Origin of the sequence: Leptolyngbya sp. NK1-12, from assembly GCF_032598965.1 — a bacterium.
Lineage (GTDB): Bacteria > Cyanobacteriota > Cyanobacteriia > Elainellales > Elainellaceae > Elainella.
The window spans coordinates 5,144,708-5,158,224 of sequence record NZ_CP053586.1 but is presented as its reverse complement, the minus strand read 5'-3'; the positions used below and the strand labels follow the sequence as shown (position 1 = coordinate 5,158,224).

The following is a 13,517-nucleotide window of genomic DNA, read 5'->3' as shown; positions in this document are numbered from 1 at the left end:
TTAGATCTTTAATCGATCGATCGGCTGAGATTAGGTATCGAGTCATACAATTTTTCCGCATTAAGGTTGTTTTACTGAAAGCTATCTGTCTAAAAGCCACAGGCTGTGTTTAGCCGTTATTAGCCACTTAGCTACTCCTATGGTTGGAACCTTACCGAAATCACAAAGCTTGGTTGAGCAGGCCAAAGCGCTGGGTCTGGAGTTTTTCTTAGTCTCCTACACTGACTTGCTAGGGGGAACTCGCGCCAAGCTGGTTCCAGCCAGTAAGATTGCTGGCGTTGAGGTGGAAGGCGCGTTTTTTGCACCCTTTGCTTCGAACTTGGGGTTGGGTCCTGAGGTCCCCGATATCGCTGCCATTCCCGACCCTAATTCGCTAATTGTGTTGCCTTGGCAGCCAAATGTGGGTTGGGTGGCTAGCGATGTCTATATGAACGGTGAACCGTTTGCGGCAGCGCCACGGGTGATTTTCAAGAGAATGCTTCAGCAGTGTGAAGCATCAGGCTATGCCTACAAAACTGGAGTAGAAGCGGAGTTTTTGTTACTCAAAAAAACCGAGCAGGGCTATACGGTTGCGGATTCGTTGGATACAGCAGCTCGGCCTTGCTATGACCAGCTCAATCTGATGCGCCAGTTTGATTTGATTGCAACCCTAGTGAGCTATATGGAACAACTGGGCTGGGAACCCTACCAGTGCGATCACGAAGATGCCAACGGACAATTTGAATTAAACTGGACCTACAGCGATGCGTTGACGACGGCAGATCGGCATGTGTTTTTCAAGTATATGGTGAAAACTCTAGCTGAACAACGCGGGTTAACAGCTTCGTTTATGCCAAAACCCTTCAGCCATCTGACGGGAAATGGTGCCCATGTGCACATGAGTTTGTGGAACAACGGCAGTAATGCTTTCTCCGATGAAACCGATGAAATGGGGCTGTCTAACTTGGGCTATGGCTTTTTGGCTGGGGTACTGAACCATGCCAGGGGATTGGCGGCTCTGTGTGCGCCTACGATTAATTCCTACCGTCGTTTAGGTGCGACCATGACTACATCTGGCAGTACCTGGAGTCCGCGCTATTTGTCCTACGGTGGCAACAACCGCACCCACATGATCCGTATTCCCGATAAGGGCCGGTTTGAATGTCGTTTGGTGGATGGTGCTGCTACGCTCTATCTGGCTCAGGCTGGTTTGCTGGCGGCTGGTTTAGAGGGAATCAACCAAAATCTCAGTGCCGGTGATCGTCTCGATGAAAATATGTTTGTCCGCGGTTCTGAGTTTACCGATCTGCAAACATTGCCGAGTAGTTTATTAGAAGCATTGCGTAGTCTAGAGAAAGATGAACTGTTGATGCAAACGTTAGGAGAAGCTGCCGCTAAAACCTATCTGGATTTCAAATATCAGGAGTGGGATGCCCATAATGCTGAGGTGACTTCCTGGGAAGTGAGTCAGTATATCAATGTTTGATAACAACCAGAGTCAAAAATGATGAATCTCTTGATACCGAAAACAGTCAACTAGGTGATCATTGACTAAACCGCAAGCCTGCATGAAAGCGTAGCAGATAGTTGACCCCACAAATTTAAATCCGCGTTGCCGTAGGTCTCGGCTCATGGCTTTAGATTCAGCCGTTTCAGCCGGAACTTCGGCCAGCGTTTTCCAGGCGTTGATAATTGGTTTTTCCTCTACGAATTGCCAGATATAGGCGTCAAAGCTGCCAAACTGCTCTTGGATGGTTAAGTAAGCGCGGGCATTTTGTATGGCAGCGGCCACCTTGAGCCGATTGCGCACAATCCCCGGATTGGCCAACAGTTCCGTGATTTTAGCGTCATCGTAACGGACTATTTTCTCTGGATCAAACTGATCAAATGCAGCTCGGTAGGATTCTCGCTTGCGCAAAATCGTAATCCAACTCAGTCCGGCTTGTGCTCCTTCTAAAATCAAGAATTCAAACAGGCGTCTATCGTCATGCACCGGCACGCCCCACTCAAGGTCATGGTAAGCGATTTCTAGCGGATCGTCATGCACCCAATCGCAGCGGCAGATTTCAGTAGGCATGATTGGCGAGGTAGAATGTTTGTACTAGATTGTAGCAGGATCTGGGAGTCAGGAGTTAGGAGTTAGGTCAAATTCGGTTGATTAGGTATCGGTTTGGCAGGAGGTGTAGCAGTAGTCAAGGAAGTACCGCTTGTACTCGGAAGTCAAATGTATTGGAGCTAGGCAATAACCACAATATCGCTGTGACTGAGCAACGGTTTGGTGGTCAATGTGGCAATTTGCACAGTACCAAATCCGGTTCGATTGCCATCAGCGTCATAGAACAGCGCACCTGTCGTTGAGTTGTAGATAAAACGGTGTTCGGCACTTGTCGCTGTAGTTGCTCCGGCAGCAGCACGAAATTGATTAGCTGTGATTGTGGTTCCTGAAATTAGCCCGCCACCAAACGCTGCCGCAGAGACTCGCATCTTATCCTGCCCAACCTGAAAGTCAGCAATCGTATCAATCCCTTGCCCAGGAGCATTGAGGACAAAGAAGTCTGTGCCATCGTTACCTGTGAGCGAGTCGTTTCCTAACCCGCCTGTGAGTGTGTCGCTTTCGCTACCGCCAATCAAGCTGTCATTGCCTTCGTTGCCCTCCAGAATATCATTACCACTGCCGCCATTCAATGTATTATTTTGAGTGTTGCCTCGCAAGGTATTGTTGAGTGTATTACCAGTGCCATTGCTGGCCGTGTCGATCAAAGTTAAGTTCTCCACATTGGTGAGGGCTGCTAACGAGAAAGTGACCGAGGAGCGCACCGTGTCGGTTCCTTCAGCCGCATTTTCAACAATCGTATCGGTAGTAGAATCGACAATATAGAGGTCATTGCCGGTGCCGCCAATCAATGTATCATTACCTGCGTTACCTGAAATTGCATCGTTACCATTACCACCAGTGAGCCGATTGGCCTGTGCATTGCCTGTAAGCGCATTGTTGAGATCGTTGCCCGTGCCGTTGATGGCACTGTTGCCTGTAAGAACTAGGTTCTCGACGTTGGCTAGGTTAGCAAGCGTGAAAGTCATCGAGGAACGCACCGTATCGTTTCCTTCGTTGGCGTTTTCCTGAATCAAGTCACTGGTTGAATCGACTATGTAGATATCATCGCCGCCACCACCGCGTAGGGTGTCGCTTCCGCCTAGTCCTTCGAGGGTATCACTGCCGCTATTGCCGGTGAGGATATTAGCTTGAGCATTGCCTTTAAGGACGTTATTGAGGGCATTGCCGGTGCCATTAATCGCATTGCTGCCAGTGAGAGTGAGGTTTTCAACGCTGGTGAGACTAGTAAGGGTAAAGGTGACTGAGGACTGCACAATGTCTGTACCCTCATTAGCATTTTCGACAACTGTATCGCTAGTGGAGTCAACTACATAAATATCATCGCCAATTCCGCCAACTAGCAGATCGGAACCAACTCCCCCATTCAGGGTATCTGCACCTACCCTGCCATCTAGATGATCATTGCCTGCTGCACCCGAAAGCAAGTTATTGCGAGCATTTCCTGTGATTGTGTTATTTAGGGTGTTACCTATACCATCGAAGCTATAATCAATCAGCACTAGGTTCTCTACCTCAGCTATATCCATTAGCGAGTAGTTGCAGCTAGCGCGAATGGTATCGTTACCACCGTTGGCTTCTTCTACCACTATGTCGTTTACCGAATCGACGATATACGTATCATTTCCTGCACCACCAATCAATGTATCGTCGCCTATGTCGCCATCGAGCGTATCATGGCCGTTGCTGGCAGTAATCAAATTGTTGAGAGGATTTCCTCGCAGCACAACTGAGCTGCTGAGTGGATGAGCAACCACCAGATTTTCAATCTCTAGCGGATTGTCATAGTTATCTTGTAGTTGGCTCAGATCCAGATCAACTAAAGTGCCTATAGTATCATTGCCTTGTCCATTGTGCTCAACAATCACAAATTGGTTGGCAGAATTGACGCGATAATAGTCGTCGCCTAATCCGCCGCTTAAAACATCTCCTTCTCCAGAATCTTCTATAATCAGTTGGTCGTTGCCTAGCCCCCCAAAAAGCCAATCGGCTCCACTTCCACCGTTTAGGGAATCATCGCCTAAATCTCCAAAAAGTGAATCAGTCCCATTTCCGCCATTTAGGGAGTCATTTCCTTGTCCACCATAAAGTGTGTCATTATCTTCTCCACCGTTCAGCTCGTCATTTCCAGTTTGACCTGAGATTGTATCGTTACCACCTTCTGCGTTGATTGTGTCATTTCCTGTTCCACCAGTTAGGGCATCCCTATCTTGAGTACCATTGAGAAGCCTGGGGCTTGAAATATCTGTAAATGTGATACTGACATTATCAATTAGCGCGACTGTATCGAAGACTTCATCCCCTCGGTCAAAAACTTTGAAAACGAGGTTGACTGTTTGCCCTCTAAACGGAGTTAAGTCAAATAGAACAGTGCGAGTACCTACCTGATATACTGTGTCATCGCCAGATAAAGTAACGCCATCAATTGGCTGCCAACTAGAGGTGTTAATTGTTTCTCTAACAATAGAAACGGATTGCGATGGGGTTGTAGTTGAAGCCAACAATGCTTCAAACTGGTCATCAAATTCAGTACCGACAAACTCTAACGGTTCGGTAGAGATAACATTGTAGGTAAACGCTAAACCTTGAGCAAATGTAGGCACGAAGAAGCTCTGCGAGATCGAGCTGAGGCTGTCCGCCGTGCTAATAAACGCCATCTTCTGCCCTTGCATTGTGGAGATAGACCCCAGTTGATCAATCGTTTTGGCGTCTCCTTCAACGTTCCAGTGATCAAGATCATCTTCAAACATCCCGTTCTTGATCCCGATGAGCGGGATGCGAACGTCGGCAAACTGAGCGAATTCGATATCCCGTAGAGTATCTATACCGTCAGTCAGAGTTCCACGCTGGTGAATGAAAGTGGTATATGTTATGCCTGCTGCCTCTGAAACGGAAACATCGTAATCCTCGAAATTGCCAGTGAAGAAGGCGGTATCAGTGCCAGAACCACCGTTAAGGATGTCATTCCCTTCGTCTCCATAGAGACTGTCATCACCACTACCAGCCGTAACTTCGTCGTTTCCTTTGCCTAAGTAATAGAGATTATTACCAATAGCTAGTCCGCCAGCACTACCACGAGCTACAAGGATTCTGTCTACCTCTCGGTCATTAATTTTCTCAGAATCAATTTGGTCAGCGCCATCTGTACCATAGACGATGCGATCAAAGCTTGAGCCTACAGGTGCATCTGCGTAAAAACCGAAAACACGAGCAAAATTGTCACTCTCGTCAGGAATTTCTGCAAGCAGAATCCCCTCAAAATCGGTTCCAGAACCATTTGCAGCAAAAGCATTGTTTTGAAAACTTGGGTTGCGTTGATAATCTGGAAGTCCGGGGAAGTCCTTTGAACCAAACAAGCCACGTGTTAAATGGAAGCTCGTTTGATCTTGGTTGACTAGACTGTTAAAAACTTGATAAACGGCACCATGTTGTCCATTGGGGTTCACCGTAGCACCAGAACCAAAATCAATGATAATTGCCTCGTCTGTCCAACTTGCAAACTCCGCATTGCCTGCAACTGACGAGCGGCCTAAAAAGGATCTAGAGAAGGTAGAGACTTCATCAAATCTGACTGGTCCAACATCTACACTCTCACCTGTTCTCCGATACCTATATCCAAGATCATATCTAGGATCAGATACAGTGATTGGAAGCCCTGTCATTGAATCTATAACTGGCTCTCCTGTATCTGGATCTATAACCGGAACTTGTGGACGCGGCCCAATTGCAGATGGAGGATCAAGGGCAGTAATTGTACCAACATCTCCTAAGCCATGTATGTTTTTGAGTTGCCAAGCAATTTCACTACACAGGAGGGTTCCCAAACTGTGTCCCACCAGATTAAGTGAACTAGGATCAATCCCCCAATCCTTCAACTGCTGGGCAACTACTTCAGCGACAGGTGCAATCCAACTACCAGCAACAAAAACTCCTCCGTCGTAAATACTTCCTACGTCGGAACCTTGTCCATCAGCATTACGTCCCCCCGATGCTTGCGTCCAATCTAGTACTAGAAGGATATCTTGAGGATTAGAAGTGAGAATATTGGCTGCAAGGTCTGCAAAACTTCCGTAATTTCCATTCCAGCCATGACTGATAATCCAAGTTCGTCTGCCATCCCATTGATTTAGATTACCTGCACTGTTGTTGGAAGAATTTAATCTCACTACTCGCTGTTGTGGGTCAACGTCAGAGGGAGGCATACTCTGATCACCTCCAGTAGCGATAAGGGGTGCATCAATTGAAAAGTTGGGATCTAATGGCATAATGACTTATCTTTGCAGTTAAAGATGTTCGGTTATTGGATAACGGACACAACAAACTTGATGCCTTGTGAAGGCACGACACTCTGAACCATTGCAGAACAAAACTATTACTAGCAAGAGACAAGCTCAGTAGATTGCTTCAGCAAGTAATATTGCAACGGATTCAGGAATTTGAAATGAATTACAGGGAGGTGAGAACTTACAAAACAGATGTAACTCGTTCTATCAATGACAACTCTGCTCAGTCGCTTGATTCATCGCTTGGAAGCTGATGGAGCATCGATATTCAAAACAAAAGTGCCCCAAAACCCACCCAGAACTACATCCTTGTTGGCAACACTGACATTCCAAATTGCATCACCCGCAACTTTCTCGTTGTCAGCAAAAAGCTTAGCTCGTTGCACCCATCGCCCAGTTCGATTGCGTTGAAACAGATAGGCAGCGCTCTCTTGACTTGGCATCAGGGAGCTTTGGTTCTGGGCACCCACCACAATGACATCTCCATCAATCGCCACACTACTACCAAATCCATAGGGGCTGAGGAAGCGAGTCACATTGATGGCTTCACCTCGTCGCACTCCACGTGGTGTGAGCCTTGTTCGGTGAGTCCACTTGTCGGTTTGTGGGTCACGCTCAAACACATGCGCAGCCCCAATCGATGTGATATCAAAACCAACATGCTCTCTGCAAGCACCAACGACAATCGTGTCGCCTGAAATGTCAACGGTACAGACTCCAGCTTTTCGACCCGCAGGCATGATGAGTTCCGCTTGCTGTTGCCAAGTGCTGCCATCTGAGGCACGAGTAAACACCAGCGCTCTACCACTGCCCCTCATCACAATCACACCATTGCTAATAGCAACTGAACCCCCTTCTTCGTACTCCAACACTGGATTAGGAGTCAGTGTGGTTTGGTAAGACCAGTTGTTCGTAGCAGCATCTCGAAGAAACACATGAGCCATACCAAGATCTCCAACCACTAATACGTCATCGTCGAGGGCTACTGAACTAGCAAAAGAAACCTTAGATTGAGCTGGAGGTGTAAGCTTGGCTTGCTGTGTCCAGGTGGTTCCTTGGCGCGTGAAGATGTAAACCTTCCCTTTGACACCACGGATTCCAACTGCGATTGTATTACCACTGATGCTGAGAGTCTCGCCAAAGCCTTGCCACTCATAAGGGGTTTCTTCGCTCGGAACCAACTTTGCTTGCCGTACCCAGCTTGAGCCAGAGCGTACAAATACATAAGCGGTTCCTGCAACGGCATTACCAAAACTATGCCGAGGTGCTCCCACCACAATTGTGTCTCTATCAATTGCAGTTTCCGCTCCAAAGGCATCTCTCTTTTGTCTATCGTTTGCTATAAGGGGCGTTCTGGCGTACCAAACGGTTACAAAGAAATTCGATGCCAGCCAGAGTATTAAAGAGGCGGCAAGGGTGGAGAAAACAATGCGGTCGAATAATCGTCTGTTGTGCATTAACCTTGCACCCCTAAGTAAAAAGAAGCTGAACCAAAGACTGAGTTATGAAGCGGGGGAATTGTTGTGAAGCGGGGGAACGCAACTTCGTCATTCTATCATTCTATTATTGTACTGGTGCTAGATGATACTTGCATCAACTGCGATTGAAGTTCACGTCTGATTCATTGATGTGAATTAGTTAATAAAGAAAAGATGAAGCAATATAGAAGAAGTAGAATTAAGGTTGTCGCTGAAAGCAAATCAATAAAGAATTTAATAAAAAAGGTGCGAATGCCGCACCCAATTAACCGAAAATATCAGGCTGAATAGCCAGGATAATCAATTAAGTACAAGTATCAGAAACGATACCTGATATTTCAAATCCTGAGCACTTTAAGCAGCGGCTTTTTCAGCCGCAATGTCTTGACAGTAGGTTTCGTACACTCCATCGAGGAATTGCCATAGGGCAGTCGCTGCTGTTTCGGCCACTTGTTTCACGTCGGCTTGCTGCTCTGGCGTAACGGCATAGGCTTCGATTAGCTTGGCGGTTGATTCAGCATGATAAACATCAGCCACCTGATGCACGCTGAAGAACTCGTAGTCGGCTGGGTTATCCATGCCGTAAAACTGCTTCAAGCCTTCAATTTTGACGCTTGCCACTTCGGGAATTTGCGATTCGTAGACATGCAGAGCCGCCAGTCCCGCGTAAAAGGGTGAGTGGAGGCAGAGCCGCCGGAAGGTGTCAATCAGGTTGGTAGTGGTTGCCAGCTTCTCAGCGGTTTCCAGCTCCTCGGCACCGGCTCCCAGCGCCACGGCAAAATTGCGCCAGAGGGCCGGATGGTTTTTCTCGCCCTGCTCTTCGCCCACCAGGTTTTCTAGCAGTTCTTGCCGAACGCTGAGGTGGGGCGTGTTGTAGTGCACTGCGCTGATGTAGGTGGGAAAGGCCAAGACGTGATGGAAATACTGTTTGGCATACTGCTTGAGGTGATCGCGGCTCAGCTTTCCTTCGGTCCAGGCCACATAGAATGGATGGGTCAGTAGGTGCTTTTGCGCCACGATCGCATCAAGCTGCTCTCTTAGAGACATAGCAATTCCTCCCGATGATTAGGATGCTCCTAATTTTCTCAGAAAAGAGAAACGTGGAGGAATTTATCCCGAATTTATTCCAAAATGCTCCGCTTCCTACGGTATCAAAGAAACACCGTATAGTCTTGTCCCAAAAACAGGGCGCGTTCGGCTTTGCGACGACGGGTCAAACCGGGGAGGGTGCTTCCCCCAGCCTTATCCCAACGCAGTAGCTGATCGGCGGCCCCCTGGTAGTTGCGTTGGTTCAGCAGTCGCAGCAGGGTAGAGCTGGCTAGTGCACCTTCGCCGACATTGTAGGTAAAAGAAACCAAGGCCGAAAACTGGTCATCTGACAGGGGGACCTTGACCAAATCGCTGACCGCCCGCTCAAACCGGTCCAAATCGCGCCGTAATAATGCCTCGGCCTGAGCTTCAGTGATCACCATACCGGGACGCACGCCAGACGTCGTGCCATAGCCGATCGTCCAGACACCGACCGAATCTTGATAGGCTTGTAATCGTAAACCTTCAAAGGATTTCAGTAGCCGCAGTCCCTTAGCGTTGATATTGCGCTGGCCGGGAGGGGTGGGAGTAGGGGTCGGAGCAGGAGCAGGAGGCGCGACAATCACCCTGCCGTCTCGCAGAATCTGCACAGCCGGACGATAGATGTACCAGGTATTGCGGCCCTTGAACTGGATCTGCTGGCCCTGCGCATTTTTACCGAGGGTAATTTTGAAGTGGTCATCCTCGGCTGGAGCATAGCTGACAATGGGCAAAACCGTCCCGCTGTTGAGGAACTGGCGCTGGTCTTCTGGTAAGGCAGAACCTTGAGCTGTACTTGTTTTTAACCAGGTATCAATCACAGTTTTGAGCGCGTAGGATGTGGCAGTGGGAGTTGGCATAGGAGTGGGTCGGGGAGTGGGTTGAGGAGTGGGTCGAGGAGTAGGTTGGGGTGTAGGGCTGGGAGCTAGAATGACTTGACCGTTGCGGAGTACCTGCACAGCCGGACGGTAGACATACCAGGTATTGCGTCCTTTAAAGAACACCTGTTCACCCTGAGCATTTTTTCCCAGCGTAACTTTGAGGTGATCGTCAGGGGCTGTGGCGTAACTCTCTAGGGGCAGTGCCTCACCACCGCGAATGAATTGCCGTTGCGTATCGGGTAGTGTAGCCCCTTGGGCCGTGCTGAGCTTCAACCAGGTATCGCTGATTGGCTTGAGAGCAAATACAGGTGCAGGTGCAGGTGCAGGTGCGGGACTCGCAGGAGGATCGGGCAGAGCAATGACTTGTCCATCTCGCAGGATTTGAACGGCGGGGCGGTAGACATACCAGGTGTTGCGGCCTTTGAACTGAAGCTGTTGCCCCTGGGTGTCGCGCCCTAGGGTAATCTGCAAATGGTCAGCGTTGCTTAGCTCAAAGCTGGAGAGGGGCAATACGGTGCCCGCTTCAATCAGTTGCCGTTGCTCATCGGGAAGGGTAGCCCCCTGGGCTGTACTGAGTTTGAGCCAGGTATCAATTACGGGTTTGAGTGTAAATGCCATAGCGTTAATCCTTTGCCGCCGATAGAGCTGGAGTTGGCCGGGGGCAGCCGTAACCAGCAGAGATGAAATCGAGAAAAACCTTGCTTGCAATATGCCCAAGATTGGTTTCCCAGCTTCCATCTTGGAATTTTTGCTACCCGACTAGGGTGACTTCTCTCACAGGCATAAATCAGGTCAAATGATAAAAACTTGCACCAAGCCCTTTACAGAATTCCCGAAACTAATGAAAATGATTTTCATTAGATCTGGCTGCAGCCCAAATCGGGTCAATCAGAATATCTAAGGACTGCCAATTTAAGACCGCCAGAGGAATTACATGTCTCCTAATACTCCGGCTTCCCTCAAAGCCTTCTTGAACGAACGTGGCTTTCGGCTGACTCCTCAGCGGCAAGTAATTCTGCATATCTTTCAGACCCTATCTCAGGGTGACCATCTCAGTGCCGAAGATCTGTATCAGATTCTGCGGCGGCAGGGGGAGCGCATCAGTTTGTCAACGGTTTATCGAACCCTGCATCTAATGACCTACATGGGAATTCTGCGGGAACTAGAGCTAGCGGAAGGGCACAAGCATTATGAACTAAACGCACCCAACCGCCATCAGCATCATCATCTGGTTTGCGTGCAGTGTAACCAAACCTTGGAGTTTGAGAGTGAGTTGATTGACCGGATTGGCTCGAAACAGGCTGAAATCGAAGGCTACCACCTGCTGGATTGTCAGCTCACAGTCTATGTCATCTGTCCAGAGGCGATGGAACAGGGTTGGAGTCACACCTTGCCCCGCGATTGGATTTGCAGTCGCTCGATGCAGAGCCGTCACGTTGCCCAATCCTTGAGTCAATTGGAGTCCCGACTGGAGAATGGCTCGGAATCGGCAGATCAGGAATGAGATGTGCTTGGCGCAGATGAGAGCAGATGAGAATAGTGGCAGTAGTTACCCATTGACTTTAACAGTAGTTGCACCTTTGTCTGGCAATGGCGCAATTGTGTTCAAGTAACCAAAATCGCTGTGATCCTTAATTAGAAGCACTTTTACTGCTTAAATATCACAAATTTTAGTCCTAGATCCAGAGTAGATAGAAAAATATTATCTGAAATTAATGAGAGTAATTCTCAAGTGTGCCGAATTTTCTGATAAGCTAAGCTTGCAAGCTTCCTGAAGATACTTTGCAACAACTTACTGGCGGCTTACTGGCGCTGTGAGTGTGACTGGCATCATGTCGGCATTTTCCAAATCAGGAAGTTCGTGGCTCCCTCAGACCGGTGCGGTTGTGCTTGCAGCCGCCGGTCTGTTTCTAAACTCGTTTCCAATACTGGGAGGACTGTTGAATGCAAACCTACGATAATCCGAGCGTGAAATATGATTGGTGGGCGGGTAATGCCCGGTTTGCCAATCTGTCAGGCTTGTTTATTGCAGCCCATGTGGCCCAAGCGGCGTTGATTACTTTTTGGGCTGGTGCCTTTACTCTGTTTGAAATCTCCCGCTACAATCCCGCCGTTCCGATGGGAGAGCAGGGGCTGATTCTGTTGCCCCACCTAGCCTCACTGGGGCTGGGCATCGGCAAAGGTGGCGAGGTGGTAAACACCTATCCCATGTTTGTGGTAGGCGTGGTACACCTGATTTCGTCAGCGGTGCTGGGGGCTGGAGCGCTGTTCCATACCTTCAAGGCTCCTGAAGATTTGAGGCAGGCTACAGGCCGCGCTCGCAAGTTTCATTTTGAGTGGGGTGATCCGAAGCAGTTAGGACTGATTCTGGGGCATCACCTGCTTTTCTTGGGAGCTGGTGCCCTGCTGCTGGTGGCAAAGGCAATGTTTTGGGGTGGACTGTATGACCCCACAATTCAGGCCGTTCGCACTGTGACTGCACCGACTCTCGACCCACTGGTGATCTACGGCTACCAGACCCACTTTGCCAGCCTAGATAACCTAGAGGACTTGGTTGGTGGTCATATCTATGTTGGCTTGATGCTGATTGCGGGCGGTGTGTGGCATATTCTGGTGCCGCCGCTGGGTTGGGCCAAAAAAGTACTCGATTTCTCCGGTGAAGCGATTTTGTCCTACTCTCTGGGTGGCATTGCTCTAGCTGGCTTTGTGGCGGCCTATTTCTGTGCTGTAAATACATTGGCCTATCCGGTGGAGTTCTACGGTGCACCATTGCAGGTGAAGCTGGGGATTACACCCTATTTCGCGGATACGGTTGAGTTACCATTGGGTGCCCATACCTCGCGGGCTTGGCTAGCGAATGCCCACTTCTTCCTAGCTTTCTTCTTCTTGCAAGGTCATCTCTGGCACGCACTGCGGGCCATGGGCTTCGATTTCCGCCGGGTTGAGCGCGCCCTGAGCACAGTTGAAAGCTAATTGAACTCTCTAAAATTCTCTCTGCTTCCGCAGTAGAAACTCTTGTCTAGACAAGGTTGACGCAGGATAGGGCAGCAGTTTGGCCTGCCGGGAGTGGTCAGATTGTTGCTCCTATCCAATAGGTTACACCAATTTATTTCAGTACATTCTGTGTAAGTTACTTGAACGTTGGCGACAGAGGTTAAGTATGGCTAAGATCGGTCTATTTTATGGCACCCAAACCGGCAATACCCAAACGGCTGCGGAGATGATCCAGAAGGAATTGGGCAGCAATGTTGTTGACTTGCATGATGTTGCCAATGCCAGCACCGATGATTTTGCAGAGTATGAATATCTGATTATTGGTTGCCCCACCTGGAACGTTGGCGAACTGCAAGCCGACTGGGAAGGCTTCTACGAAGAACTAGACAGCATTGATTTTAGCGGCAAGAAAGTGGCTTATTTTGGGCCTGGTGATCAGGTAGGCTATTCCGACAATTTCCAAGACGCAATGGGAATTTTGGAAGAAAAAATCTCGGAACTGGGTGGTCAAACCGTGGGATATTGGCCCACCGATGGCTATGACTTCAGTGACTCAAAAGCAGTCCGGAATGGCAAATTTGTTGGTTTGGCCCTAGATGACGATAATCAATCAGAGCTAACGGCAGGTCGGATCAAGCAGTGGGTTGCTCAACTGCGGCAAGAGTTTGGCGTCTAGTTCCCTGACTCACCATCTAAATTTCCACAAGCAACATGATCTAAA

9 protein-coding genes are annotated in these 13,517 nt (G+C 48.8%); 4 read left to right on the top strand and 5 right to left on the bottom strand.

Features of this window, described 5'->3' with window-relative positions:
• Positions 1-139 precede the first annotated feature (139 nt).
• Positions 140-1,465 carry a type III glutamate--ammonia ligase gene (gene glnT / locus HJG54_RS21860; protein WP_316431390.1) on the top strand — a complete coding sequence of 442 codons (1,326 nt, stop codon included), beginning with the start codon at positions 140-142 and terminating at the stop codon, positions 1,463-1,465.
• Positions 1,466-1,477: 12 nt separating this feature from the next.
• Here glnT and HJG54_RS21855 read toward each other — a convergent pair whose 3' ends face one another.
• The 5 genes from HJG54_RS21855 to HJG54_RS21835 form a co-directional block, all read right to left on the bottom strand.
• On the bottom strand, positions 1,478-2,056 hold the full coding sequence (locus HJG54_RS21855; protein ID WP_316431389.1) for a DNA-3-methyladenine glycosylase I: 579 nt from the start codon (positions 2,054-2,056) through the stop codon (positions 1,478-1,480).
• Between the two features lie 158 nt (positions 2,057-2,214).
• Positions 2,215-6,294: a hypothetical protein gene (locus HJG54_RS21850; RefSeq protein ID WP_316431388.1), complete on the bottom strand. Its 4,080-nt coding sequence runs from the start codon at positions 6,292-6,294 to the stop codon at positions 2,215-2,217.
• Positions 6,295-6,611: 317 nt separating this feature from the next.
• Positions 6,612-7,832 carry a hypothetical protein gene (locus tag HJG54_RS21845; protein WP_316431387.1) on the bottom strand — a complete coding sequence of 407 codons (1,221 nt, stop codon included), beginning with the start codon at positions 7,830-7,832 and terminating at the stop codon, positions 6,612-6,614.
• A 375-nt stretch (positions 7,833-8,207) separates the two neighbouring features.
• Entirely contained in the window at positions 8,208-8,900 is a 693-nt protein-coding gene (locus tag HJG54_RS21840) for a CADD family putative folate metabolism protein (protein ID WP_316431386.1), read from the bottom strand.
• 104 nt (positions 8,901-9,004) lie between these two features.
• The gene (locus HJG54_RS21835) at positions 9,005-10,540 is read right to left on the bottom strand and encodes a lysozyme (RefSeq protein WP_316431385.1); all 1,536 of its coding nucleotides are present in this window, start codon (positions 10,538-10,540) and stop codon (positions 9,005-9,007) included.
• A 196-nt stretch (positions 10,541-10,736) separates the two neighbouring features.
• Here HJG54_RS21835 and HJG54_RS21830 point away from each other — a divergent pair, with 196 nt between their 5' ends.
• The 3 genes from HJG54_RS21830 to fldA all read left to right on the top strand — a co-directional run bounded on the left by HJG54_RS21830 (position 10,737) and on the right by fldA (position 13,472).
• Positions 10,737-11,306, top strand: a complete 570-nt coding sequence (locus HJG54_RS21830) for a Fur family transcriptional regulator (protein WP_316431384.1) — start codon at positions 10,737-10,739, stop codon at positions 11,304-11,306.
• 440 nt (positions 11,307-11,746) lie between these two features.
• Entirely contained in the window at positions 11,747-12,775 is a 1,029-nt protein-coding gene (locus HJG54_RS21825; RefSeq protein WP_316431383.1) for a chlorophyll a/b binding light-harvesting protein, read from the top strand.
• A gap of 187 nt (positions 12,776-12,962) precedes the next feature.
• A complete protein-coding gene (gene fldA, locus HJG54_RS21820) occupies positions 12,963-13,472 on the top strand; it encodes a flavodoxin FldA (RefSeq protein WP_035998451.1) in 510 nt (169 codons plus the stop codon).
• Positions 13,473-13,517: the final 45 nt, after the last annotated feature.

What these genes read in the sequence shown, in the direction of transcription:
- glnT (WP_316431390.1), top strand. Translation starts at nt 140, where the DNA reads ATGGTTGGAACCTTACCGAAATCACAAAGCTTGGTTGAGCAGGCCAAA.
- HJG54_RS21855 (WP_316431389.1), bottom strand. Translation starts at nt 2,056, where the DNA reads ATGCCTACTGAAATCTGCCGCTGCGATTGGGTGCATGACGATCCGCTA.
- HJG54_RS21850 (WP_316431388.1), bottom strand. Translation starts at nt 6,294, where the DNA reads ATGCCTCCCTCTGACGTTGACCCACAACAGCGAGTAGTGAGATTAAAT.
- HJG54_RS21845 (WP_316431387.1), bottom strand. Translation starts at nt 7,832, where the DNA reads ATGCACAACAGACGATTATTCGACCGCATTGTTTTCTCCACCCTTGCC.
- HJG54_RS21840 (WP_316431386.1), bottom strand. Translation starts at nt 8,900, where the DNA reads ATGTCTCTAAGAGAGCAGCTTGATGCGATCGTGGCGCAAAAGCACCTA.
- HJG54_RS21835 (WP_316431385.1), bottom strand. Translation starts at nt 10,540, where the DNA reads ATGGAAGCTGGGAAACCAATCTTGGGCATATTGCAAGCAAGGTTTTTC.
- HJG54_RS21830 (WP_316431384.1), top strand. Translation starts at nt 10,737, where the DNA reads ATGTCTCCTAATACTCCGGCTTCCCTCAAAGCCTTCTTGAACGAACGT.
- HJG54_RS21825 (WP_316431383.1), top strand. Translation starts at nt 11,747, where the DNA reads ATGCAAACCTACGATAATCCGAGCGTGAAATATGATTGGTGGGCGGGT.
- fldA (WP_035998451.1), top strand. Translation starts at nt 12,963, where the DNA reads ATGGCTAAGATCGGTCTATTTTATGGCACCCAAACCGGCAATACCCAA.